23 protein-coding genes and 1 riboswitch are annotated in these 24,683 nt (G+C 62.9%); of the genes, 9 read left to right on the forward strand and 14 right to left on the reverse strand.

Going from position 1 to position 24,683, the window contains the following annotated elements; all coding sequences use genetic code 11:
- Positions 1-15: 15 nt before the first annotated feature.
- The 4 genes from ACWGTO_RS16700 to ACWGTO_RS16715 all read left to right on the forward strand — a co-directional run bounded on the left by ACWGTO_RS16700 (position 16) and on the right by ACWGTO_RS16715 (position 3,989).
- The gene (locus tag ACWGTO_RS16700) at positions 16-750 is read left to right on the forward strand and encodes an MBL fold metallo-hydrolase (RefSeq protein WP_454575918.1); all 735 of its coding nucleotides are present in this window, start codon (positions 16-18) and stop codon (positions 748-750) included.
- Between the two features lie 229 nt (positions 751-979).
- The gene (locus ACWGTO_RS16705; RefSeq protein WP_454575919.1) at positions 980-2,503 is read left to right on the forward strand and encodes a DegQ family serine endoprotease; all 1,524 of its coding nucleotides are present in this window, start codon (positions 980-982) and stop codon (positions 2,501-2,503) included.
- Between the two features lie 137 nt (positions 2,504-2,640).
- Positions 2,641-3,252: a molybdopterin-dependent oxidoreductase gene (locus ACWGTO_RS16710; RefSeq protein ID WP_454575920.1), complete on the forward strand. Its 612-nt coding sequence runs from the start codon at positions 2,641-2,643 to the stop codon at positions 3,250-3,252.
- Positions 3,249-3,989 (forward strand): FAD-binding oxidoreductase, encoded by a 741-nt coding sequence (locus ACWGTO_RS16715; RefSeq protein ID WP_454575921.1) that lies wholly within the window; start codon positions 3,249-3,251, stop codon positions 3,987-3,989. The genes ACWGTO_RS16710 and ACWGTO_RS16715 overlap by 4 nt, the downstream gene beginning before the upstream one ends.
- Here ACWGTO_RS16715 and ACWGTO_RS16720 read toward each other — a convergent pair.
- The 7 genes from ACWGTO_RS16720 to ACWGTO_RS16750 form a co-directional block, all read right to left on the reverse strand.
- Positions 3,961-5,472 carry a nucleotidyltransferase family protein gene (locus ACWGTO_RS16720; protein ID WP_454575922.1) on the reverse strand — a complete coding sequence of 504 codons (1,512 nt, stop codon included), beginning with the start codon at positions 5,470-5,472 and terminating at the stop codon, positions 3,961-3,963. The genes ACWGTO_RS16715 and ACWGTO_RS16720 overlap by 29 nt on opposite strands.
- Positions 5,469-6,143 (reverse strand): glycosyltransferase family 2 protein, encoded by a 675-nt coding sequence (locus tag ACWGTO_RS16725; RefSeq protein WP_454575923.1) that lies wholly within the window; start codon positions 6,141-6,143, stop codon positions 5,469-5,471. Before ACWGTO_RS16725 ends, ACWGTO_RS16720 begins: the two co-directional genes overlap by 4 nt.
- Complete coding sequence (locus tag ACWGTO_RS16730) at positions 6,143-6,895, reverse strand: glycosyltransferase family 2 protein (protein WP_454575924.1); 753 nt, start codon at positions 6,893-6,895, stop codon at positions 6,143-6,145. The genes ACWGTO_RS16725 and ACWGTO_RS16730 overlap by 1 nt, the downstream gene beginning before the upstream one ends.
- A complete protein-coding gene (locus ACWGTO_RS16735; protein ID WP_454575925.1) occupies positions 6,892-7,938 on the reverse strand; it encodes a serine kinase in 1,047 nt (348 codons plus the stop codon). The genes ACWGTO_RS16730 and ACWGTO_RS16735 overlap by 4 nt, the downstream gene beginning before the upstream one ends.
- Before the next feature lie 50 nt (positions 7,939-7,988).
- Positions 7,989-8,414, reverse strand: a complete 426-nt coding sequence (locus ACWGTO_RS16740) for a PqqD family protein (protein ID WP_454575926.1) — start codon at positions 8,412-8,414, stop codon at positions 7,989-7,991.
- A gap of 141 nt (positions 8,415-8,555) precedes the next feature.
- Entirely contained in the window at positions 8,556-9,620 is a 1,065-nt protein-coding gene (locus tag ACWGTO_RS16745) for a 2Fe-2S iron-sulfur cluster-binding protein (protein ID WP_454575927.1), read from the reverse strand.
- Positions 9,621-9,679: 59 nt separating this feature from the next.
- A complete protein-coding gene (locus ACWGTO_RS16750; protein WP_454575928.1) occupies positions 9,680-10,927 on the reverse strand; it encodes an aromatic ring-hydroxylating oxygenase subunit alpha in 1,248 nt (415 codons plus the stop codon).
- Between the two features lie 117 nt (positions 10,928-11,044).
- Positions 11,045-11,247, reverse strand: a riboswitch (cobalamin riboswitch).
- 500 nt (positions 11,248-11,747) lie between these two features.
- Between ACWGTO_RS16750 and ACWGTO_RS16755 the strand changes: the two genes are divergently transcribed.
- The 3 genes from ACWGTO_RS16755 (at position 11,748) to ACWGTO_RS16765 (ending at position 12,593) form a co-directional block, all read left to right on the forward strand.
- Positions 11,748-11,951, forward strand: a complete 204-nt coding sequence (locus ACWGTO_RS16755) for a DUF680 domain-containing protein (protein WP_454575929.1) — start codon at positions 11,748-11,750, stop codon at positions 11,949-11,951.
- An 81-nt stretch (positions 11,952-12,032) separates the two neighbouring features.
- Positions 12,033-12,236 (forward strand): DUF680 domain-containing protein, encoded by a 204-nt coding sequence (locus ACWGTO_RS16760; RefSeq protein WP_454575930.1) that lies wholly within the window; start codon positions 12,033-12,035, stop codon positions 12,234-12,236.
- Positions 12,237-12,353: 117 nt separating this feature from the next.
- Positions 12,354-12,593, forward strand: coding sequence for a DUF680 domain-containing protein (locus tag ACWGTO_RS16765; protein WP_112565555.1), 240 nt, complete (start codon positions 12,354-12,356; stop codon positions 12,591-12,593).
- A gap of 75 nt (positions 12,594-12,668) precedes the next feature.
- On the opposite strand, the gene ACWGTO_RS16770 is transcribed toward ACWGTO_RS16765, so the two are convergent.
- The 5 genes from ACWGTO_RS16770 to ACWGTO_RS16790 all read right to left on the reverse strand — a co-directional run bounded on the left by ACWGTO_RS16770 (position 12,669) and on the right by ACWGTO_RS16790 (position 19,246).
- Positions 12,669-13,781 carry an ABC transporter ATP-binding protein gene (locus ACWGTO_RS16770; protein ID WP_454575931.1) on the reverse strand — a complete coding sequence of 371 codons (1,113 nt, stop codon included), beginning with the start codon at positions 13,779-13,781 and terminating at the stop codon, positions 12,669-12,671.
- A gap of 65 nt (positions 13,782-13,846) precedes the next feature.
- Positions 13,847-15,511: a beta-galactosidase BglA gene (gene bglA, locus ACWGTO_RS16775; RefSeq protein WP_454575932.1), complete on the reverse strand. Its 1,665-nt coding sequence runs from the start codon at positions 15,509-15,511 to the stop codon at positions 13,847-13,849.
- Between the two features lie 5 nt (positions 15,512-15,516).
- Positions 15,517-16,671 (reverse strand): carbohydrate ABC transporter permease, encoded by a 1,155-nt coding sequence (locus tag ACWGTO_RS16780; protein ID WP_352555766.1) that lies wholly within the window; start codon positions 16,669-16,671, stop codon positions 15,517-15,519.
- Position 16,672: 1 nt separating this feature from the next.
- On the reverse strand, positions 16,673-17,686 hold the full coding sequence (locus tag ACWGTO_RS16785; protein WP_454575933.1) for a carbohydrate ABC transporter permease: 1,014 nt from the start codon (positions 17,684-17,686) through the stop codon (positions 16,673-16,675).
- 204 nt (positions 17,687-17,890) lie between these two features.
- Entirely contained in the window at positions 17,891-19,246 is a 1,356-nt protein-coding gene (locus tag ACWGTO_RS16790) for an ABC transporter substrate-binding protein (RefSeq protein ID WP_454575934.1), read from the reverse strand.
- A 364-nt stretch (positions 19,247-19,610) separates the two neighbouring features.
- Between ACWGTO_RS16790 and ACWGTO_RS16795 the strand changes: the two genes are divergently transcribed.
- Positions 19,611-20,633 (forward strand): substrate-binding domain-containing protein, encoded by a 1,023-nt coding sequence (locus ACWGTO_RS16795; RefSeq protein ID WP_454575935.1) that lies wholly within the window; start codon positions 19,611-19,613, stop codon positions 20,631-20,633.
- 885 nt (positions 20,634-21,518) lie between these two features.
- Here ACWGTO_RS16795 and ACWGTO_RS16800 read toward each other — a convergent pair.
- Entirely contained in the window at positions 21,519-22,376 is an 858-nt protein-coding gene (locus tag ACWGTO_RS16800; protein WP_454575936.1) for a hypothetical protein, read from the reverse strand.
- A 624-nt stretch (positions 22,377-23,000) separates the two neighbouring features.
- Here ACWGTO_RS16800 and ACWGTO_RS16805 point away from each other — a divergent pair.
- Positions 23,001-24,347 carry an NAD(P)/FAD-dependent oxidoreductase gene (locus ACWGTO_RS16805; protein ID WP_454575937.1) on the forward strand — a complete coding sequence of 449 codons (1,347 nt, stop codon included), beginning with the start codon at positions 23,001-23,003 and terminating at the stop codon, positions 24,345-24,347.
- A 45-nt stretch (positions 24,348-24,392) separates the two neighbouring features.
- On the opposite strand, the gene ACWGTO_RS16810 is transcribed toward ACWGTO_RS16805, so the two are convergent.
- Entirely contained in the window at positions 24,393-24,656 is a 264-nt protein-coding gene (locus ACWGTO_RS16810) for a VOC family protein (protein ID WP_454575938.1), read from the reverse strand.
- Positions 24,657-24,683 lie beyond the last annotated feature (27 nt).

Consider the following 24,683-nt stretch of genomic DNA (forward strand, 5'->3'; position numbering starts at 1 on the left):
GTGGGCGGGAATTTCATGGGCGAGCGCGTGGTCGGCGACTGGTTCGGCAAGACCGTCATCGATGCCAGCACAACGATGCTGACTGAGCCGTTCGTCCATGATTTTGTGCGCGCCAACATCTGGCATTTCCGGGGACGCGACGCCGACCTCTTGGTCGACACCGGCATGGGCATCTGCCCGCTGGCGCCTCAGATCGACGTGCCCGAGGGCAAGCCGCTCATCGTTGTGGCCACCCACATCCATCTCGACCATGTCGGCTCGCTGCATGAGTTCCCGGTAAGGTTGGGGCCGACGATGAGCGCGGCCAGCTTCGAGACGATGGATGAAGCGGTTACCTACGCCTACATGTTCACCAATCTCGACTGCGCGGTCTCGAAATTGCCGGCGCCGGGCTGGACGGCGGCCGATTACAAGATCCCGCCGGCGCCGCTGACGCGCACGCTGGACGAGGGCGACATCGTCGATCTCGGCGACAGGCAGTTCCGCGCGATGCATCTGCCCGGCCATTCTCCCGATTCGATCGCGTTGTTCGACGAGGGCGACGGCCTGTTCTTTGCCGGCGACGCCATCTACGATTCGATGCTGATCGACGACCTGCCGGACTCTTCGCGGCCCGACTATGTCACAACCATGCAGCGGCTGCTCGACCTGCCCGTACGCCTCGGCCATGGCGGCCATGGGCCGAGCTTCGACGGCAATCGGATGCGCGAGATCGCCACCGCCTATCTCAGGCGCGCCGAGGGCCGTTGAAGGTTGGTCCCGCCACCGTCTAACGAAAATGTGATCGGATATTAAATCTTCGTAAGATGGCGCAAAAACCCTAAATCGGGCCGATCGACGCCCTAGATGCAGGCTGTCGATCCGGCCGGCTGCCATGCCAGGCGAGACGGGCAACCGCGACCGTCGACACGCCGATGACCGATTCCGCCTTGGGGAACGGGCCACGGCGCCGGATCATCTCTCGCCCGGACAAACGACCATGTCAGACATAATTCGCAGACATCGCGTCGCGGCCTTGCTGGGCGCTGCGCTGATCGCCAGCCCCTTCATTGCGTCTTTCGCGCAAAGCGCAGGCACCGCCGTCGCGACAACCCAGACCCCTGTCGCCGGAATAACCGCGCCCAACGGCTCCTTCGCGCCGATCGTGGCCGTCGACAAGCCGGCGGTGGTGACAGTCACCACTGTCATGAAGGGGCAGCCGCAAGATATGAGCGAGGAGCAATCCTTCGGCGGCAATTCGCCCTTCGACGACTATTTCCGCCAGTTCTTCGGCGATCAGGGCATTCCGATGCCAAAGACGCCACCACAGCAGGCGCAGCGCGCCGAAGCGCTGGGCTCGGGCTTCATCGTCGACGCGGACGGCACCATCGTCACCAACAACCACGTCGTCGACGGCGCCACATCGATCAAGGTGACGCTGGACGACGGCACCGAGCTGCCCGCGAAGCTGGTCGGCCACGACGCCAAGAACGACCTCGCCGTGCTCAAGATCAAGGCGGACAAGCCACTGCCGACCGTCAAATGGGGCGATTCCGACAAGCTCATGCCGGGCGACCAGGTGCTCGCCATCGGCAATCCGTTCGGCATCGGCACGACGGTCACCGCTGGCATCGTGTCGGCGCGGGGCCGCGACCTCAACAGCGGGCCGTTCGACGATTTCATCCAGATCGACGCACCGATCAATCACGGCAATTCCGGCGGTCCGCTGGTTGATGTCGCGGGCAATGTCGTCGGCATCAACACGGCGATCTATTCGCCCAATGGCGGCAGCGTCGGCGTCGGCTTCGCCATTCCGTCGGACCAGGCGCAGAAGGTCGTCGCCAAGCTGATGAAGGGCGGCAACATCCAGTACGGTTATCTCGGCGTGCAAATCCAGCCCGTGACGCCGGATGTGGCCGGCGCGGTCGGCCTCGACCATCCCGGCGGCGCGCTGGTTTCCGAGGTCAGTCAGGGATCGCCGGCGGCAAAGGCGGGAATCAAGACCGGCGACGTCATCACCAGCTTTGCCGGAGAGCCGATCAAGGATCCCAAGGACCTGTCGCGCGCCGTCGCCGATGTCGCGCCCGGCGCGAAGGAAACGCTCGATCTCTGGCGCGGTGGCAAGACGGTGCAGATCTCCGCCAATGTCGGCCGCAACAGCGACGATGTGAAGACGGCCTCCACCGAGGACGACAATCAACCCTCGGCCGGCCAGGCGCTACGCGTACCCTCGCTCGGCCTTGGCCTGACCGACCTCACGCCCGATATCCGCGAGGAGCTGAACCTGGCGTCCAGCCAGCGTGGCGCCGTGGTCGAGCGCGTCAATCCGGACAAGGCAGCCTCGAATGCCGGCCTGCAGCCGGGCGATGTCATCGTCGCCGTCGACCAGTTGCCGGTGCGCAACGCAAGGCAAGCCAATCAGGCGATCGCCGAGGCGGGCAAGTCGGGCCGCAAGTCGGTGCTGCTCTTGGTCGACCGTGGCGATGCGCAGATCTTCGTCGCCGTGCCCTTCGCCGCCGGCTGAGGCATATGATGCGGCAGGCTTGCCGGGGTCCCGGCAGGCCGGCCGCACCGCGTCGCCAAAATTCCTGTTGCCCGCCGGACCGTCTTCGAGAACACTGCGGCACGCCAGCAACGGCCTGCTGAAATGGACACCTCCCGATGGTCACTCGCGGTTTTTCCTCCGGTCGAAAGCCTCCAACCGAGACCGACGCGCGCATTCCGCCCGGGCAATATCTCGAACAGGGTTTTCCGGTGCTCTCGGCGGGGCCGACGCCGCGCGTGCGCACCGAGGACTGGTCGTTCACGCTCAAGCATGGACCACGCCCGATCAAGAAGTGGAACTGGGCCGAGTTCAATGCGCTGCCCTTGACCAAGATGACGCGCGATATCCATTGCGTCACCGCCTGGACCAAGTTCGACACTGCCTGGCAAGGCGTGCTGGTCGACGACATTCTCTCCGATGCCGGCATCGAAGCGCCGACCGGCTTCCTGCTGGCGCATGGGTATGATGGCTACACCGCCAACGTGCCGGCCAAGGATCTTACCACCGGCAAGGCGATGGTGGCGCTGCTCTATGAAGGCAAGCCGATCACGGCCGACCATGGCGGCCCGGCGCGGCTCCTGGTGCCGCATCTCTATTTCTGGAAATCGGCCAAATGGCTGAACGGGCTGCAATTCACCGAACGCGACGAGCCGGGCTTCTGGGAATTGCGCGGCTATCACATCTATGGCGACCCATGGCGCGAGCAGCGCTATAGCGGCGATCCATGAGCGAAGCGCCGCAATCTCCCTGGCAGACGGCGAAAATCACCCGGATCGAAAAGCGCACGCCGCGCGTCACCAGTTTCTTCTTCGCGCCGGCGCGGCCTTTTGCCTATCGCGCCGGGCAACATGTCGATATCAGGCTGACGGCGCCTGACGGCTATCAGGCGCGCCGCTCCTATTCCATCGCCTCGGCGCCGGAGAGCGGCGCCACGATCGAACTGGCGATCGAAAAACTCGAGGACGGCGAGGTCTCGCCCTTCTTCCACGAGGTGGCGGCCGTCGGCGACGAGATCGAGCTGCGCGGGCCGCTTGGCGGGCATTTCGTCTGGTCCGATGGGGATGGCGGGCCGCTGCTTCTGGTCGGCGGCGGCTCCGGCGTGGTGCCGCTGATGGCGATGGTGCGTCACCGGACCTTGCGCAAATCCGTCGTGCCGGTCGCGCTGATGTTTTCGGTGCGGGTCTGGGACGAGGTGATCTTTCGCGACGAACTGATCGGTCTCGACGACCGCCGCGAGGGTTTCGACCTGGTGCTGACGCTGACGCGCGAGGCCGCCCAGCGGCCGTCCGACTATTCAAGGCGCATCGACACGGCCATGGTGATGCAGGCCCTCACGCGGCTGCCGCAACCTCCGGCGCTGGCCTTTGTCTGTGGCTCGAACGCCTTCGTCTCGGCCGCTGCCCAGGCGTTGATCGACGCCGGCATGCCGGCAGAAATCATCCGCACCGAGCGCTATGGCGTCTGAGTAGGTCCGGTCGTCTGGCGGGCAAAAACCGCGCCGACAGCAATTGGAACGGCAGCGCGCCATAGGCGGCGACGTCAGCCTCATTGTCCCAGTTTCGGAACTGGCGCGACGGCCGGGCTTCGAGAACCAGCGCCTGGCCGGCGTCCTCCAGCTTCACCCGGCCGCGAAACCGCAACAATTTTTCGCCGCCGGTGCGGCTGATCGCCATCGAGCGCAAGCGCGCGATATGCCGGTCGCCGGCATTGATCTCCATCTCGATGCGTCGGCGAACCGGCGGAACGACGATCCGGACGGTGATGTCCAGCATCATCTCTCCAGCCCTGTCGGCATGCGGGAGAGCCTGCGAAAGCGCAAATGGCGGCGGCACCGGCCTTGCCTTGTACGGCATCGACCTGCCACGCCAGACAAGTTCGGGTGCCGCCTGCAGGCGGCCTTTCCTGCGTTTCAGGCGCAACTGCTTGGCGAAGCCGCGGGAAAGCCAGACCAGGCTGCCGAAATCGGTGCGCGGCTTGGCCTGCAATACCGAAGACCAACGCGACAGGCCGGCGCGATCGGCCATCGCCACGGTTCTGGCGAGTTCGGCCGGCGGAACCGCGATGCCGATCTCCAGGCTGAGGTATGAGAGCGCCACCGCAGCGGCGACGGCCAAGCGGCGCCTGGCGACGATATCGGCGAATACCTCCCAGTCGACTTCGCCGCCCTGAATGGCGACCGCACAGTCGACCAGCCAGTCGCTGTGGGTATGGGCATCGAGGCCGCCATGCGCGATGGCGAGCGCCATGCGGTCAGCAGGCGAGGGCACGAGCAGGTTCACACCATTGAATTCGGCTGCAAGCGCGCGCTGCCAGATCGCCAGATCGTCCTCGGTGCTTTGCTGCGACCCGTCATAAGCGAACTGATGCAGGTCGATGTCGCCGAAACTGCCCTTGAAGAAGTTCATCGAGCGCAGCGACGCCAGCCTGGTGCGCAGATATTGCAGGCTGACGCCGGTGGCGATCTGCCAGTCGCGCTCGCTGAGGACGTCGAAGGCTGCAACCATGTCTTGCGGGCGCACCAATATGTCGATGTCGTGCGCCACCCGGCCGCGCTGCGCGGACGCGTCGACGGCGATGCGGCTGGCGCCCTTGATCAGCATGACGGCGCAGCCGGCATCGATCATCGCCTGGAAAGCCGGCTCGGCCTCGCGCATGGCCAGCCGCGATTTGGTCCACAGCATCTTTTGCAGACCGACCAGACGGGGGTGCGCCGGATGGGCGGCGAGCTTGCGGCCGAACCTGTGGGAAATCGCCGCCAGCAGCCGGTGTTCGCGAAACGCCACGCGGTCGATGTCGTTCTCGTCCAGCCAGCGCGCGGCATGGCGGCCGGCGGCCTCCTCGTCGGGCAGCAAGGCAGCCTTCAACAACTGGTCGAGGCCGCCGGTCGGCCACGACCAGCCATAGTCCGGAAACCGGCGGCCGATGCGGCGGATCGTCGTGGCAGTCAATTCTCAACCGCCTTGTTTCGCGCCCGGCGCTGCATTGCCAGCCGGACGACTTCGAGATAGCCGCGGTCGCGCGAATCGCGGCCATAGGACAGGCTGCCGGGCCTGATGCGGCGCAAGGCCAGCACGTCGTCCAGCATATCGAGCACAAAGCCCGCTTCGCGCGTCCGGGCGATCCAGTCGATCATCTCGCCGCGTCCGCCCGGCGGATCGATGATCGGACCGACCGCCTCGGCCACCTCCCGGCGGATCATCATCGTCGTGCGCGACCAGCCCGGTACAGCGGCAGCCTCAGCCACATCGGGCCGGTTATCGCGGAAACTGCGCATATGGGTAAAGACACCCGCCGTCGCCGGAAATCGCTCGAAATGCGCAAGCTGTTTTTCGATCTTGGCCGGCAGCCACAGATCGTCGGCATCTACCGTCGCCACCAGCGGTGTCGACAGCGCCGATATGCCCTTGGTGGTGGCGCTGCCGGGGCCGGCATTGTCCTGGCGTAGCAGCGTCACCGGCATATTCAGCGTGCCGATCACAGCGGCAAGATCGTCGCTCGAGCCGTCGTCGACGACGATTATGGCATCTGGCTTGACAGTCTGGTCGGCGACCGAGCGCAGTGTCTCGGCGATGGTGCTGGTCGCGTTGAACGCAGGCATGACGACGCCGTAGCTGGCCATTACGAGAACCGCCAATCAGCGAGAGGCCTCAGATCGAAGATGCCTTCGATCGGCGGCAGCGATGGGTCGGCCTCGCGGCGCTTCATCGATTTGAAGACGGCGCGCATGAATTCGCGGGCTTGGACTTCGGCTTCCCTTGTCATGTTGCCGGGATGGCGTCGGTAGTAAAGCGCTACCGTATCGGGCATGACATATCTGGGGCCGCTTTCGAAGATGCGCAGCAGGTAGTCGGTGTCCTCGGCCTGCTTGAAATCCGTATCGAAGCCGCCGATCCGGTCGACAAGCCGGCGCGCGAAAAGGCCGGCCGACAAATGAATGCCGCGAACCGTGATGCTATGGCTGCCGGCTTCGGGCTCCAGCGTATCATCGTCTATGCCGTCGACCAGCATCATCAGGGAATAGGTCAGTTCAAGGCCGGGATCGTTCTCGAAACAGGCAAGATCCGCCTTGAAGCGGCCCGGCGGGGAAATGTCGTCCGAATCGAGGAACGACACCAGTGCGGTCTGCGGCAGCAATTGCCTGAGACCGGCGTTGCGCGCCCGCGTCACCCCTGCGTTTTCCTGCTGGAAAAGGCGAATGCAGGGTGCCTCTGCGATCAGGGAGCGCACTACCCCCGCCGAGCCATCGGTCGACCCGTCATCGATGACGATGATGTCGAGGTCGGCGGCATCTCGCTGTCTGAGCAGCGAGCGCAGCGCAGAGCCTACATGGCGTTCGCGGTTGTGGACCGGCATGATCACGCTCAGCTTCACGACAGGCCCCGAACCAGGAAATCGGCGATCGCGTCGGCGATCTCGCGCGGCTCGGTCCCCAGCGACAGCCGGTAGCACGGCAGATCGCGGGTGAGTTCGCTGAAAAAGCGAAAGCCCGCCTCCCGCTCGCCCGGCATTTGCACGATGCCGGACGGCGCCAGCGCAATCATGGCGTCCTTGCGCGCTATGGGCATGATCGAGCTTTTCGTACCTCCACTGATATGGGGCACCATCAACGCAATAATGTCCAGACTTGCAGGAATTCGCCGGGATGCAATCTCGTCAATGTGAAAGGCGTGCTTGCCTTGCCAGTTCAGGGGTTGGTACGATTTCAGCGTGCGGTCCAGCTGCAGCCGCCTGAACCCTTCCGGGTCCTGCTTGAGCGTGGCAAACAGCGGATACGCCGTCACGTCTTCGGTCCTGTCTATCAGCACATAGTCGTCGCCGACGCTGTCGAGCCCGTTGATAAGGCCGGCGACGACAGTTCCCGATTTGCCGGCACCACCGGAGCCGGCCAGCAGCACACCCTTGCCGCCGATACCGAGGGTGCCGGCATGGGTGAGCCGCATGCCGCGCGCCGCATATTCCCAATGCAGGAAGGCCCGCAGCGGCGCCCCTTGTTCCCATGGCGGGAAGGCGTCGGCCGACATCATCAGTTGCGCCCCGACATGGCGTTGCGGATCATGGAACTGCCAGAAGTCGAGGTCGTGATAGTAGCTGCCGCGCAATCCGGCCTCGGCCAGCCGGTTGGCAAAGGCATGATGGTTGTACTCGCCGCCCCAGCTCGCCGGGGCGGCAACGCCGGCTATGCCCGGATGGGCGACAAAAATGCGGCAGTCGCCGGATGCGGATGAATCGTCCGGAGCCGGTACGAAGGCGCGGCCCATGGCATCCGCCAGCGCGCCATGATCGAGATGGACGGTCAGATCCAGCCCGGGCAACCGAACCTTGGTGGTGACGGGATAGCAGGCAGCGGCGTCTTCTGCCGCCGCCAGCACTTGGCGGGCATAGTCCGGCAGGGTTTGCAGCGTGATCGAGGGCATGGCCTGATTGTTCCAGCGTCCGGTATCGCGCCGGGTCGCCCGGGAAGTATCTATGCCTGCTTCACCGCAGGCCAGCCGAGCGGTTCCTCGACCTCATGGATGGGATCGACGATGATGAGATCGGCAAGGTCGTCATGAACGTCGACCTTGAGCGGCTCGCGGGTGGCGGCGAGTTCGGCCGCGAGGTCACTCGAAAGCGGTTGCTCCGGCGTTTCGGCAGGCACGAGCAGCCCGAAGTCGACCAGTCGCGCAATGAAGCCATCGAGATCAGCCATTCCGATCGTCGCTGCGCCGCCGGCGCTCGCCTCTACCAGCGACTGGGCGGCGACGCCTGACGACAGTGCCTGCCATACCCGGCTGCCGGAATCGGAAAAGCCGAAATACTTGCCGTTCGAAAGGTCGAGAACGACGGCCTCGCCATCGAACGATTCGAAAACGATGTCCTTGCTGGCTACCGCGTAGACCCGTTGCTGCATTGCTTCTTCCCCGTCCCAGACGCCACGGTCTGGCAAAGCCCTCCCGAGTGCGTCTAAATCAGTTGGCCCTTCCTTGGCAAGACAAAGAGCCGCGAACTCCTTGGTCGGCGCCTCATGACAGGTTGCAGCGATGTCGGTCGGTCAGGCCTCGATTTCGAGCGCCGACAGCGGTTTCGAGCAGCAGGCAAGGATGAACCCGTCATCGATCTCGTGGTCGAGGATGCCGCCATTGTGGCTCATCTCGACAGCGCCGGAGACCTTTTTCACCTTGCAGGTGCCGCACAGGCCGAACTCGCAGGCGGCTGGTATCCGCACGCCCGAGCTGCGCGCTGTCTGCAGCACGGTCTGGCCGGCGACGCAGCCGGCGTCGACCTCCGAAAGCGAGAAGCGGATCGGCGTCACGGCTTCGACAGGGACAGCAGCGCCGTCTTCAGCTGGTGAGGCAAACGGCGCCGGGATTTCCTCCACCGCGGGCGCGGCAAAGCTCTCCTGATGGTACTTCGTCATGTCGAAGCCGGCGGCCTCCAGCATTCCGCGCACGGCGCGCATGAACGGATCGGGGCCGCAGCAAAAGATCTCGCGTTCGCGGAAATCGGGCGCCAGCAGCGGCAGCCGGATCGCGTCGATGCGGCCCATATGGCCGTACCAGCCTTCACGGCTTGAGCGTTCCTCGATCATGAAGCCGAGCGACAGGCCGGGCATATGGCCGCCGAGCAGTTCGAGTTCCTTGCGGAAGATGATCTCTTCGGCACGCCGCGCGCAGTTGACGAAGCCGACATCCGTCCATGGCGCGCAATCGTTCAGCCAGCGCAGCATCGACATCATCGGCGTCACGCCGGAGCCGGCAGAAATGAACAGATATTTGGCCGCCGGGTGGCTGTGCAGCGAAAAATCGCCGGCCGGCCCATAGGCCTTGACGTGCGAGCCGGGCACCAGATGGTCGAACATCCAGCGTGTGCCGATGCTGCCGGCCTGTGCCTTCACCGTCACCGCGATCGAAAACGGCCGCGACGGCGAGGATGACAGCGTGTAGGTGCGCATCAGCGGTCCGTCCGGTGTCGGCAGCTCCAGCGTCACGAACTGGCCCGGCTTGTAGCGGAACCAGGTCTGGTTATCGGACCGGAAGGTGAAGGTCTTGACGTCAGGCGCCTCGTCGCTGACGCCGATCACTTCCAGCACCTGCAGCCTGTCGTTCCACGGCGCCATCTGGTGCTCTGCTCATGTCATGATCCCAAAACCGCGAAACACTTTTGGGCGACATGAGCTCACGCCACGCTGCGCAGCGCCGGCCGGCCGCCTTCGGCAAGACGGGGACCGATGAAGGCCGCGTACCATTCGACGAATTGGATCACCCCACCCTCGTGCAGCTCCGAATAGGGGCCTGGCTCATAGGCCGGCGACAGGATGCCGAATGCATTTTCCTCGACGATGCGGCGGTCCTGGTCGTTGGTCTCGGTCCAGACATGCGTGAGCTCTTCAAGGCTGTAATCGACGCCCTCGACCGCATCCTTGTGTACCAGCCACTTGGTCGTCACCGCGGTTTCGGTGGCGCTGATCGGCAGCACGCGGAAGGTCACGGCATGGTCGATCAGGATGTGGTTCCAGGTCGTCGGATAGTGGTAATGCATCAAGGTGCCGATACGATCGGCGGCAACGGTGTCGGAAAGGTTCTTCGTCACCGCGCGCTTTCCCGTCATCGTATAGCTGACGGCATCGCGCAGCAGCGGCGCGCGGGTGGCGCGATATTGTCCGGCCGGATCGATGCGGAACTTGCTCGGCAGGCCCGCCGCCTCACATTTTGCCCAGTGCGCCAGCATCTCCGGGTCGCTGTCTGCGCCCTGCACACCGGTCACCGTCGGCGCTTCCGGAAATGTCTTGCACAGTTCGGGATGGTTGCCGGCGCAGTGATAACACTCGCGGTTGTTTTCCCAGACCAGCTTCCAGTTGCCCTTCTCGATGATCGTGGTCTCGAAGGCGATCTTGGCTTCATTCAGCCGGTGCGGCTTGAGGTACGGTTCGATCATGGCCCGCATCGGCGCGAAGTCTGCGGGTTCTTTCGCCAGGCAGATGAAGACGTAACCGGCCACACTTTCGCAGGCGACCGGCTTCAGGCCGAACTGGCTCTTGTCGAAACCCTCGGCCATCTGGCGGGCAAACAGCAATCGGCCATCGAGCTCGTAGGTCCACTGGTGATAGGGGCAGACCAGCTTTGCCGCCGTGCCTTTCTCGGTGTTGCAGACGCGGCTGCCGCGATGACGGCAGGAATTGTGAAAGGCGTTGATGTTGCCCTTCTGGTCGCGGACAAGCACCACCGGATAGTCGCCGATCTGCACGGTGATATAGCTGCCGGGCTTCGGCAGCTCGCAATCATGGCCGATGAACAGCCAGTCGCGATACCAGATCAGCTCCATGTCGAGCTTGAAGTAGTCCGGGTCAGTGTAGAAGGGCTGCTCGAGCGAATAACCTTGCTTGCGGCCGTTCAAGAGCCTCTGCATGTCGTTGCGCGCATCCATAGTTCTGTCCTCATGGTTCAAGGACTGAACTTGGTGGTGATGGAGGAAGGATCGGCTGCAGGCCGGCGCGACGCCGGACATGCACTATCCACCTCTTGACCGCCCACCGCGATCAGTCGAGTTCAAGCATCTCGGGCTGGTTTCCGGGCTCTGGAGTTGTCCTTGCGGACCATCGCGACACCTTCCCAGGCTTCTCGCCCAGTGGTCTCCCGTTGCGACTTGAACTCCACCACCGTTGCGGGGGCAGCGCCGGATTTAGACCGGCTTCCCAATTCTCCGCTCCGTCGTCACGAAGCGGCACCTGAGATGGAATCATCTAATCACGGCAGCGGTCGCGACATCGGCATGAAAGCGACATCGTCTCCATGCGGCGCGACACGCATCGCATGCGCATCGGCTGGCGACTGCGGGGCCGAAATCCTGATTTGGCGAGCGATCTTTGCTGTTTCGAATCGCCTCTTGTCCGGCTCTTGGCCGGGTCAAAAAAGACCAACAGTATCGAAAAGTGACTATTAGCAGTTTCTAAAATCGAACCGAACGGTTCGTTTCTGTTGACAATGCGTGCAGGACGGTGTGAACGCTGACGCCCTGACACACTCGGTGAGCCGGATGGCACTGTTACGTAAGGCTTTGTATTATTGGCATAAAATTAGATAGTAGGCATGCTTACGAAAATTACAAGAGGCGAAGTCATGGCCCAGCCGGAACAACTTCGTGATTGGAAACCAGCCTCTGGCTTTCCCACATCGGGGGCTGTCCGAACGACGCGAATTCTCCCACCACACGCCGCTAGACGGACAGACAAACTGGAGTGCTAAAAATGAAAAAGATCATCCTCACTGCCGCGGCCGTTTTGGCCATCACCGGCAGTGCCTTCGCTGGTAGCGACAATTACGGTTCCAATGGAGCGAACCAGCCCACCGCGGCGGCTGACGGCTCGTATACGGCTTCCATTCAGAAGTCGGCGCCCGTTGACAAGCAGCCCCTCGTTCAGGGCAGCGACCGCAACCTCTTCGGCCATTAACAGCCGATCCCGATCCAAACAAAAAGAGTGGCGGCCCGTCCGTCGCTATTGGGATTTCGAAGAAATTCAGGAGCATTTGAAATGAAAAAGATTATCCTCGCTGCCGCCGCCGTTGTGGCCATTTCCGGCAGCGCTTTCGCCGCCAGTGACAACTATGGTTCGAACGGTGCCAACCAGCCTGCGGTTGCGTCGACCGACAGCGGCCACACGGCTTCGGTTGCGAAGTCAGATTCGGCTGCTCAGGCCCCTGCACAGGGCGCCGACCGCAACCTCTTCGGCCGCTAACGGCCGATCGGGATCCGACCTCAGGGTTTTCCAACAACGATCCCAGTCGAACATCGAACAAAACGCAGAGCGGCGGGATAGCCGCTTTGCCGCATGATGAAACTCAGGAGACCTGAAATGAAGAAGATTGCTCTTGCTGCCGCTGCGCTTTTGGTTGCCGCTGGCAGTGCTTACGCCCGCAACGATAATGTCGGCTCCAGCGCCGTCGACAACCAGGCGACCGTCAACGTCGACAACACACGGACGTCGTCGGTTCCGAACACCGGTTCGCCGGTGTACAAGCTGTTGAACTCGTCGGGCGACGTACAGAAATCTGCCCCGCAAGGCAGCGACCGGAACCTCTTCGGCAACCGCTAACAGCCGAAGTTTCCAAAAAAAGAGCGGCGGGCCTGGCCTGCCGCTTTTTTTCATGCCGATACGACGAGCCGACTCTCAGGCAGCCCTCACTTCCACCGGCTTGAGCGAGAAGGAGTGTCCGTCGGCGTCGAAGATGTGCAGGTCGCCGGCATCCGCCGTCAGCCGCAGCTTTGCACCGCGCTTGACCTCGACATTGCCGGGCAGCTTGGTCACCAGCGGCAGGTCGGCGCGGCCGATGTCGATATAGACCAGCTGGACCTCGCCGAGTTGCTCGACATAGTCCACCACGCCTTCGAAAAGATATTCCGTGCCGGTGGCGACCGACAGATCCTCCGGCCGCACGCCGAAGCTGACCGCCGCACCCTTGGCGGACGCCGGCGTCGCGATCGGCACTGTCGCCTTGCGGCCGCCGACATGGCTGACGACGGTCGGGTCGCCCGTCTTGTCGATGGTCGCCGGCAGGATGTTCATGGCCGGCGAGCCGATGAACTGGGCAACGAACAGATTGCCGGGCTTCTTGTAGAGGTCCATCGGCGTGCCGACCTGCTCGATATGGCCGTCCTTCAGCACCACGATGCGGTCGGCCAGCGTCATGGCTTCGACCTGGTCATGGGTGACGTAGATCATGGTCGTGTTGGGCATCGATTCCTTGAGCTTGGCGATTTCGATGCGGGTGGCGACGCGGAGCGCGGCGTCGAGGTTCGACAGCGGCTCGTCGAACAGGAACACCTTCGGATTGCGCACGATGGCGCGGCCGATGGCGACGCGCTGGCGCTGGCCGCCCGACATCGCCTTGGGCAGACGGTCGAGATATTTGGTCAGCTGCAGGATCTCGGCGGCCTGCCGCACGCGCTTGTCGATCTCGGCCTTGCTTTCCTTGCCGATCTTCATCGAAAACGCCATGTTGTCGTAGACGGTCATGTGCGGATAGAGCGCATAGGACTGGAACACCATGGCGATGCCGCGCTTGGACGGCGGCACATCGTTCACCACCTCGCCGGCGATCTTCAGCTCGCCGGAGGTGATCTCCTCAAGCCCCGCGATGGACCTCAGCAAGGTCGACTTGCCGCAGCCCGAAGGGCCGACAAAGACGATGAACTCGCCCGACTTTATGTCGAGGTCGATGCCATGGAGAATGTGCAGATTGCCGTATGATTTCTTCACTTGTCTCAGCGTGACATCGGCCATGATTTCCTCCCAGTGATTTCCCTAGAGAACCCAGATTTCCTCAAGAAATTCCGTTTCGTCAAAACTCAGTCGATACGCCCGAACCAGGCGCCGTAGCCGCCGAGGCGGATGGAGCCTGTGCCGGATTGTCCCGAAAAACCGTGTCCGGCCAAGGGCTGCAGCGCCTGGCCGCCGAGATCGACCTCGGCCGGCCTGCTGCCCAGATTGAAGACGCAGACGATCTGCTCATTACCCTCGCGGCGGGTGAAGGCGACGGTGTCGCCCTCGCTTTCGATGAACTCGATGTCGCCTTTGGCCAGCGCCGGATGCTGGCGGCGGAAGCCGAGAAAGCGCCGGTAGTGCTCGAGCAGCGAGGCGGCGTCGCCCTGCTGCACGTTGACCGCTTGCGACAAATGCTTGCCCGGTACCGGCAGCCAGGGCTTGGCCGTCGAAAAGCCGGCATTGCTGGCGGCTGCATCCCACACCATCGGCGTGCGGCAGCCGTCGCGGCCCTTGAATTCGGGCCAGAAGCGGATGCCGTAGGGGTCCTGCAGATCCTCGAACCTGAGCTCGGCTTCGCCCAGCCCAAGCTCCTCGCCCTGATAGAGGCAGACCGAACCGCGCAGCGACATCAGCAGCGCCGAGATCACCTTGAGATAGGCGGCCGGATCGGCCTCGTCGGCGGCCCAGCGTGAGGCCGGACGCATCACGTCATGATTGGAGAAGGCCCAGCATGACCAGCCGTCGCTGGCGACCTTGCCGAAGGCCTCCAGCACCTGGCGCACCTTGGCGGCGCTGATCTTTTCCGGCGCCAGGAAATCGAAGGAATAGCACATGTGGACGCGCTTTCCGCCGGCCGTGTAGGCGGCGACTACTTCCAGCCCGCGCTGCGAGTCGCCGACTTCGCCGACGGCGGCAGTCGCCGGATATTCGTCGAGCAGCGCCCGGAACCGTTCGAGGAAGGCAAGGTTCTCCGGCCGGCTCTTGTCGTAGATATGGTCCTGATAGTTGTAAGGATTGACCGCAGGTGCGGTCTGGTCGTTACGTTCTTCCGGCGGCAGCGGCGGGTTGTTCTCCAGCCCCTGGCTGTGGAAGTAGAAATTGATGGTGTCGAGGCGGAAGCCGTCGACGCCGCGCTCCAGCCAGAAGCGGGTGACGTCGAGCAGCGCGTCCTGGACTTCCGAATTGTGGAAGTTGAGGTCCGGCTGTTCGGACAGGAAATTATGCAGATAATATTGTTGGCGGCTGGTGTCCCACTGCCAGGCCGAGCCGCCGAAGATCGACAGCCAGTTGTTGGGCGGCGTGCCATCCGGTCTGGCATCCGCCCAGACATACCAGTCGGCTTTCGGGTTGCTGCGGTTGGCGCGGCTCTCCTTGAACCATGGATGGATGTCGGCGGTGTGCGACAGCACCTCGTCGATCATCACCTTGAGGCCGAGGTGATGGGCTTCCGCGACCAGCGCGTCGAAATCGGCAAGCGTTCCGAACATCGGGTCGACGTCGCAATAGTCCGAGACATCGTAGCCGAAATCCTTCATCGGCGACTTGAAGAAGGGCGAAATCCAGATGGCATCGACGCCCAGCGAGGCGATGTAGGGCAGCCTGCGGATGATGCCCTGGAGGTCGCCAATCCCGTCGCCGTTCGAGTCCTGGTAGCTGCGCGGATAGATCTGGTAGATCACCGCGCCTCGCCACCAGTCGCGATCGACTGCGAGATCTGGCTTCGAGGTCGCCTTCAACGCGGATTGCATTACTCTCAACCTCCTTTGACCGAGCCGGCCAGAAGCCCGCGGACGAAATAGCGCTGCAGCGAGAAGAACACGATCAGCGGCACGATGATGGTGACGAAGGCCGATGTCGTCAGGATCTCCCAGTCGCCGCCGCGCGAACCGAGCAGCGCATTGAGCTTGGCGGTCAGCACGATCTGATCGCCCTCGGTACCGAGGAAAACCATCGCCACCAACAAATCGTTCCACACCCACAGGAACTGGAAGATGGCGAAGGAGGCCAGCACCGGGAACGACAGCGGCAGCACGATCTTGACGAAGATCTCGAAATCGCTGGCGCCGTCGATGCGCGCCGATTCCATGATCTCGCGCGGCAGGCCGGCAATGTAGCTGCGCAGGAGATAGATGGCGAAGGGCAGGCCGAAGCCGGTATGCGCCAGCCAGATGCCGAGATAGGTTTTCGACGGCACGCCGAAGAAAGTGCCGACGCCGTTGTAGAGTTTGAGCAACGGGATCAGCGACATCTGCAGCGGTACGACGAGCAGGCCGATGATGACGGCGATCAGCAGCGCGCGGCCGGGAAAGCGCATCCAGGCCAGCGCATAGGCGGCAAAGGCGGCGATCAGGATCGGGATGACCGTCGCCGGAATGGTGACGGTCAGCGAGTTCATGAAGGAGCGGCCGATGCCTTCGGAAAACAGCACCGTGTTGTAGTTGTCGGTGGTGAATTTCGGCGGCGCCGACGAGGCATAGTAGACGCGCTGGCCGCGATCGCCTTCGAAAGCCTTGGGCGAGCTCATGACGAACGTCCCGTCGGCATTGAGCTGCAAGGTCACGCCATCGCCGAGATCGGCGGCCGTGCCGGCCGGATATTGCGTCGGCGCAGCCGACTTGACGCCGAAGGCGCTGATGTTGCGGGCGGCAGCATCGCCGAAGATGTTGCCGGCAAGCACGAATTTGCCATCCTTCTCGACCTGCGCCGAGGCCGGCGGCAACCGGCCGGCTTCGGTCTGGGTGGAGCTGGAGAACGAGTTCCACCAGCCCGAGGCGATGATCTGGTCCTTGTCGCGCAGCGAGGAGACCAGGATGCCGAGCGTCGGCACGGTCCAGATGGCAACGAAGATGAGCACGGCGATGTGGACGCCGAAACGGCTGGCAAAGGATTTTCCGGTCGCAACGGCCATCTCAATGCCCTCCCGTCTCTTTGTTCGCCTGGCGGATGTTCCAGACCATGATCGGGATGACCGCGATCATGATGATGATGGCGATGGTGGCGCCGCGGCCGAAATCGCCGCCGCCTCGGAACATCCAGTCGAACATCAGATTGGCTAGCACCTGGCTGTTCCATTGGCCGTTGGTCATGGTCAGCACGATATCGAACACTTTCAGCACCAGAATGGTGATGGTCGTCCAGACTACGGCAATGGTGCCCCAGATCTGCGGCACCATGATCTTCCAGAAGATCTGGAACGGATTGGCGCCGTCGATGACCGCGGCTTCGAGGGTCTCCTCGGGGATGCCGCGCAGTGCCGAAGACAGGATGACCATGGCAAAGCCGGTCTGGATCCAGATCAGGATGATCATCAGGAAGAAATTGTTCCAGAACGGCAGCGATATCCAGACTTGCGGCTGGCCGCCGAAATACTGGATGATGGCGTTGAGCAGGCCGATCTGCGTCTGGCCCTCGCCGCGATATTCGTAGATGAATTTCCAGATCACGCTGGCGCCGACGAAGGAGATCGCCAGCGGCAGGAAGATCAGGCTCTTGGCGATCGTGCCCCACCAGATCTTGTCGGTGAGCACGGCGATGATCAGCCCGAGGAAGGTGCACGCCGCCGGCACCACCGCCAGCCAGATGATGTTGTTGAGGATCGAGTTGCGGAACTCGCGGTCGCCGAACGCCCATTCATAGTTGGCGAGGCCGACGAAGTGCTGGCCGCCGCGATCGAGGAAGGACAGCCAGAGCGTCGCCACCACCGGGTAGATCAGATAGACGGTGAGGATGATCATCGCCGGGCCGACGAACAGCCAGGGACGAACCAGCCCTTGCCGGCGCAGATTGTCGATGGCCGCAGCCCCGGCGACGCCGCGCGACGGGAAAATCAGGTCGACCAGCTTGTTGGCGCCCCAGAAATAAGCGACGCAGCCGCCGACGCCGATGATGATGACAAAAATGGCCGATAGAATCTGAGCCGCCATGGGTCCCTCTCCCTGCGCATGATCGGTCGGGCTGTGGACTGCCCTGGCAATGTGGCGATGCGCCGATTTAAGTTATTCGGAACGAACGAACGCAAATCGGTCCGGCGAACGGCGCCGGTCGGATCCGGGCCAACGGGGCCCGGATCCAGTCTGTGGAGGACGTCCTGAAAGCTGCAGCCTGAGCGGCTGCCGATTTGCCGCTGATTACTTGATCGCGTCCCAGCTCTTCTGGATGTCGGTGGCGACATCCTGGGCCGACTTGCCGCCGACCAGGTCGATCATGCCGGTCCAGAAGGCGCCGGCACCGATCTTGCCCGGCATCAGGTCCGAACCGTCGAAGCGGAAGGTCGAGGCATTGGCGAGGATTTCTCCCTGCTTCTTCAGCGCGTCGCTGGCATAGGCATCCTTGTTGACCGATTTGAGCGGCGTCACGAAGCCGCCCTGGGCCATCCAGATTTCATGCGCCAGCGGCATCTTCAGGAATTCGATGAACGCGCGGGCACCCTTGCTGTCTTTGGTGATCATGGCGAGCGTACCGGCGCCGAGAACGGGCGTGCCGAGTTCAGGCTTGGACGCATAGGGCGGGAAGTAGAAGAAGTCGGCATCCTGCCCCACCTTGGTGCCTTCCGGGAAGAAGGTCGGGATGAACGAAGCCTGATGGTGCAGGTAGCATTTCGGCGGCACCGAGAAGAGGCCCTTCGGGCTGTCGCGGAAGTCGGTCGCGGCAACCGCCTTGGCGCCGCCATCGACCATCTTGTCGTCGGTGGCGATCTTGCCGAAAATGTCGATGGCGTTGACCACCGCCGGATCGTTGAACGGAATCTCGTTCTTCACCCACTTGTCGTAGACGTCAGGCGTCTGCGTGCGCAGCATGATGTCTTCGACCCAGTCGGTCGCCGGCCAGCCGGTGGCGCCGCCCGAGCCGAGACCGATGCACCACGGCGTGCCGCCGTCGGCGATGATCTTCTTCTCGAGATCGGTGAGCTCTTCCTGGGTCTTGGGAACCTTGTAGCCGGCTTCCTCGAAATTGTCCGGCGAGTACCAGACCAGCGATTTCACGTCGGCCTTGTAGGGGAAGGCGAAGAAGCCCGGCTTGCCGTCCTTGTCCTTGAAGGTGCCGAGGTCGACCCATGACTGGCCGGCGCCGTAATTGTCCTTCACCCATTTGGCGGTGTCGTCGCCCAGCGGCGTCAGCAGGCCCTTGGAGGCCAGGTCCTGGATCAGGCCCGGCTGCGGCAGCACGGCGATGTTGGGCGGGCTGCCGGCCTGGGTGTCGATGACGATCTGCTGTTCGTAATTCTCCGACGAGGAGTATTTGATCTCGGCGCCGGTGGCTTCCTGGAAATATTCGAGAACCGTGCGGATGAGGCCTTCGTCCTCGCCGCGCCATGGCCCGAAGATGGTCAGCGTCTCGCCCTTGAGATCGACCTTTTTCAGCTCTTCGTAGTTGGCCCAGTTGAAGCGCTTGTCTTCACCCGGCTTGAACTTCAGTTCGGCTTGCGCCGGCAGGGTCAGGGCGAGCGTTGCAAACGCGGCGCCAAGCAGAAGCATCTTCTTCATCGCATTCCTCCCAGTGGTCACATATATCAGGACGGAACCTCCATTCCGTCCGCCGACGCCGCAGGACTGTGACTCACTCGGAAAGGAACCGCAACCTTTCGAAAGAGTCTTCCAAAGCGCTTTGGTCTTTCTGATCTCGCCATTGAATCCAATGGAAGTCAAGAGGCTAGAAGCCTAATCGATTTAATTTCGGGTCGCAACACTTGATAAAGTGCACTGCAGCATAGTTTTTTGGCAGCGCAATAGCAAATTATGCTTCAATCTGGCCGGACCAGTGCGTATGGTCGCCAAGCTCGGCTGCGCCCATCACGGCGCCCGCGTGGATTCAAAATTAAAAGCGCTTTGAGGCTTGGAGGCCTCCCAGGTGAACCTGAAGCAGCTCTCCCATATGCTGGCTCTGTCGCAGACAACGGTCAGCCGCGCGCTGAACGGCTATCCGGAGGTCAACGAGGAAACCCGCCGGCGCGTGGTGGATGCCGCCAAGCGCCACGGCTACCGGCCCAACCCGAGCGCGCGCCGGCTGGCGACCGGCAAGACCGGCATGATCGGTTATGTCCTGCCGACCGGCGCCTCGGTCGACATCGATCCGCATTTCGTCGAATTCCTTTCCGGCCTGGGCGACTATGCCCGCTCGCACGAACTCGACCTCGTTCTGTCGCCGGCAGATGCCGACGACCAGGAGACCACCTATCGCCGCATCGTCGCTAACCGACAGGTCGACGCCGTCTACATCTCCTCGCCGCGGCCGGCCGACCGGCGGGTGGCGCTGGTCAACACGCTGGGCATTCCCTTCATCGTCCATGGCCGAAGCGACGGCTTCGACTTCGACTACCCGTTCACCGACATCGACAATGAGGGCGCCTTCCACGAGGCGGCCCGGCTGCTGGTCCAGCTCGGTCACCGCCAGTTGGCCCTGATCAATGGCGACGACCGCGAAACCTTCGCCATCCATCGTGAACGCGGCATGCGCCGCGCGCTGGCCGCCAGCGGCCTGACGCTCGGCGAGCGCCATGTCTGCTCGGTGACGATGACAGAGGAGAACGGCTATCGCGCCGCCCGGCGCCTGCTCGAACAGAGCGAACCGCCGACAGCGATCGCCTGCTCCAGCCTGATCATGTCGCTCGGCGTCGTGCGCGCGGTGCGCGACCTTGGCCTGACCATTCCCGGCGACCTGTCGCTGATCGCCCATGACGACGTTTTTCCGTGGCTGAAGCCCGAGAATTTCTCCGTTCCGCTGTCGACGACGCGCTCGTCGATCCGCCTTGCCGGCGCCCGCGTCGCCGAGCGGCTGGCGGCGCGCATTTCCGGTCTGGAAGAGGGCGCGCGCGGCGAGGTCTGGCCGGTCGACCTGGTGGTCAGGGGCTCGGTGGCGGGCGCACCGGGTTAGACCAGAACTCTCAATCGCTGGCAGCGACGACCATAGTCGACACAGAGCCGCCGTCTGTCGTCCAGCCGACAGGCACTCACTATGTTACCGCGGTGACCCTTCCCGCCGCATCGAGGCGACATGTGACTTTCGCTTGTCGCACTTGGATATCGCCTTGGCGTGCGTACTGTATTCGCACCTCGATCGGCGCCATCAGCGCAGCTTGACGTCGGCGCATTGGACCGGCACTCACCGCGGATACACGCACGGCGCCGAGCGGCTTCGCAGCGGACACGATCGCCGCGCGGCAGGCGCTCACGACCGCGGGCGGCGTCCCGGGTTTCGCTTTCAGGGATGCCAAGGGAGTGAAGGGATAGCCCGTCACAATCCGCCCGACCTCGCCGTGGCCGGCATTGAAGGGCATGAGGGTGGATGGCAGCGCGATGCTGGGTGTGGCTCTATTGGCCGAAACAACGGTAGTGTTGTCTGGGACCGGGCTAACGCTACTAGCCGCCGCAGCAGACGGGCTGCCGCTTGTAGCCGCCGCAGCGGCAGACGGGTTCTTGGTACCTGTCGATACGCTTGTGCTTGCGTTGCCCAAATTGCCGCCAGCATCGACACCGACGCCAAGCGACCCGTTGCTCGTGCCGACCGATGCCCCAACAGTTGTTCCGCCAACACCGTCGACGCTCGCACCCACCCCCACAGAGACGCCCTGCTGACCGGCGCTCACTCCAGCCCCGACCCCGAGACCGCCGACCTTGCCGCCACCCCCCACGTCAACGGCCGACGCAGGTCCAGTGGTTGCTCCGATCATTATTGCGACTGCCACGTATTTGTACATTGCGGGATTCCTCCTGCGGCACAGGTCTGGGCTCGCCCCAGCTGCACTCTTGGCTTTCACCATCAAGGCCCCTGCGGGGTCGGGAGCAGTGCGTCGGGAAGGGTAATGGTCGTCGCCACCAGAACCCGTTTTGACGATTTCTGAACCTTCTTGTTTTTTTCCTGCAACCCCGGTTGACGGGCCGGCTGGCTTGCAAGTGGACCTGCCGCGACCCGAGCTTCGGTTCCTTGCTTGATACGCGCGATGCGACGCACACTTTGGGCTTTGACGAGCTCGATCGCCTTGCGCGCAGCGCTGAGGTTGATGGCCATGCGGACGACCTTTTCGCGCGCTTGCTCCAAAGCAGCGCTCAACTCTTCGGAAGCCTGCTTTGCCGCATCGCGTTCCTGGCGGGCAGCGTCGAGATCACGCGCGGCTGAATCCGTCCGTGCGCGTTCCAGTTTCAATGCGTCGCCAGCCTGCTTCAATGCGTCGCCAGCCTGCTTCAAAGCGGCCTCGGCCACCTGTCGGCCCTTTTCGGCATTGGCCCGTTTGGCTGCAGCCAGATCTGCGCTTGTTTTGTTGGCGTCGCTGGCCTGGCGGGCCAAGGTGAGCTCGTGCTCGGAGAGCTCAACCGTGTTCCGCTCCTCATCGAGCGCTCGGTTCGCCTGGGCCAGGGAATCTGCCATGGAGTGGCGCGCTTCATCCGAGAGAAGGTTTTTTGCTTGTAAGCCTTTAATGACGCGACGGGCCGCTTCCAGATCGAGTGTGAGGGCTTCGTCTCTTTGACCCGCCTCTTTCAAGGCTTGCCCTTGCTTGGCCGCAGTGTCGGCAGCTACGCGTGCCTGCTCACCGGCGTCGCGTTCGGCGCGCTGCATCAAGTCCAGTTGCGCTTTTGCCGCCGCCAATTCGCTCTGCGCTGCAACGAGCTTCTGCTGCATTGCGGCGCCATCGTCTGCCGGAGATATCAGCCACAGCAGCAATATGCATAAGGGAATGGCGCTCCACCTCCAGTGGCGCATGCCAAAATGAATCCAGGCAGGACGCGTGTTGCCCTCGAGCTCTGAAGCTGATCCACCTCTGAACGTCAATGGCGCGAACCTCGCTGCTAGTTATTCTCACCAGGACAACGCCATTGCGGTCGTGCTTGCAGTGAGCAATTTCAGCATGCCGGTTCTCCTCGTATGAACCGGTTTTGGCCGAAGGGAAACTTGCACTAATTGAGATTGTTCCCAATGCTTGTGCCAACTAACTAATAAGGCTTAGGTGTCCAAAAGGCGTAGGTGACCGGCTGGTGGTTGCTGAAGCTCAACGTGCCGCGCGACCGTCGCGCGCGCACTCCCTTGGCCGGTATTCCTGTGTGATGGTCGAAGACGTGACTCCCATCGAAGGAGATTGCCATCATGTACGACTAGATCATCGCATAGCTCGGCATAGGAGGCCTGCAAAAGTTCAGAGCTTTGCTGTCGTGGGACTGGTATGCCTGGATCTATCCTTGATTTAGCTTCTACAGGGTGGCAACCAGTAAGCCAGAGCCCATCGACCAGCCCTCAGGGGTGCGCCACTTGCCCACATTCCCGTTCTCCGAAACGGATCCAATCCAACATTCTGGGCTACCGCCGAAGAGTTCGGAGGTGGTGATCGTTGGCGGCGGTGTTATCGGCGTAACGACGGCGCTTTTCCTGGCGCAGCGCAACATTCCGGTGACGCTGCTGGAGAAAGGACGCGTCGCGGCCGAACAGTCCTCCCGAAACTGGGGCTGGATCAGAAAGCAGGGACGAGACGCCGACGAGTTGCCCATCGTCATCGAGGCTATTCGCCTGTGGCGGCAACTGGCCAAGGAATGCGGCGAAGACATTGGGCTGGCCCAGACAGGCGTGACCTATCTGGCTGAGACCGACAAGGACATGGCCGGCTTCGAGGCGTTCATGAGGATCGCCGCGATCCATGATCTCGACACCCGCCTCCTGGACAGTGACAAAACGGCAAAGCTCATCAAAGGGATGTCGCGCAAATTCGCGGGCGCGATGACGACGCCGTCCGACATGCGTGCGGAGCCTTGGCTGGCGGTGCCTGCGCTTGCCCGGCTTGCCGTGCGAAAAGGCGTCAAGATCGTCGAGAATTGCGCCGCGCGAACCCTCGAAATCTCAGGTGGCAAAATCAAGGGCGTGTGGACAGAAGCGGGATATATAGGGACCTCCAGCGTATTGGTCGCGGGTGGCGCGTGGTCATCCCTGTTCTTGCGCAGACACGGCGTCTCCATCCCCCAACTCAGCGTCAGGGTAACTGTAGCCGCAACGGAACCCCTGCCTGAAATCTATGCAGGTGCGGCGACGGACGAACGCATCGCTTTCAGGCGCCGGCAGGATGGCGGCTACACGCTCGCGGCAGGCGGCAGCCATCTGCATTACCTCGGACCTGACGCCTTCCGGCACGCCATCAAATATCTTCCTGCCCTCAGGGACAATCCACTGGGAACACGCTACTTTCCGTTCGCTCCATCGGGCTACCCCGATGCCTGGTCGACGCCGCGCGACTGGGCGCCGGATTCGCGGAGCCCTTTTGAGAGAATGCGAGTGCTCAGCCCAGCTCCTGAACCGGCCCGTCTGCGTTCTATAGAACGCAGGTTCAAACGTCTTTTTCCGCAATTCGAGACAGTTCGCCTAAAAGCCGGCTGGGGCGGCATGATCGACGCCATGCCTGACGTCGTCCCCGTCGTGGATAGGGTAGAGACAATCGCCGGCCTTTTCGTCGCGACGGGGATGAGTGGTCACGGGTTCGGCATCGGGCCTGGAATCGGGCGCGTCGTTTCCGACCTGATCCAGGGAACCGATCCCGGGCATGATCTCAGGCGCTTCCGGCTGTCGCGCTTTTCTGACGGAAGCCCTGTCCGGCTAGGTCCGGCCCTGTGAAATGGCCTCGCGACGCTCTGAAGTCCCTTCGACGATCAGCGGAACTTACTTTGAGGGTGGTTCCGCCAAGGTGATCAAATTGCCATCCGGATCATTCAGCTGCGCAATCCTTCCGAATTCGCCGGCTTTCTCGTCCCGGATCGAGAGGCCAGCAAGGGCGAGTTCCTGCCGCGCAACGGACATTTGCGGGACGACGATCGTGCAACGGCCGTGGCCAGCGCTGGTCTCGTCGCGAAAGAGTTGAATGTTGGCCCCGGCGACATCGCGCCACTGAATGAGATTATCCCATAGGTCGATCGTCTGGCTCACGCCCGAAGAGGATCGAATAAAACCGCT

It is taken from the genome of Mesorhizobium sp. PL10 (genome assembly GCF_053714315.1).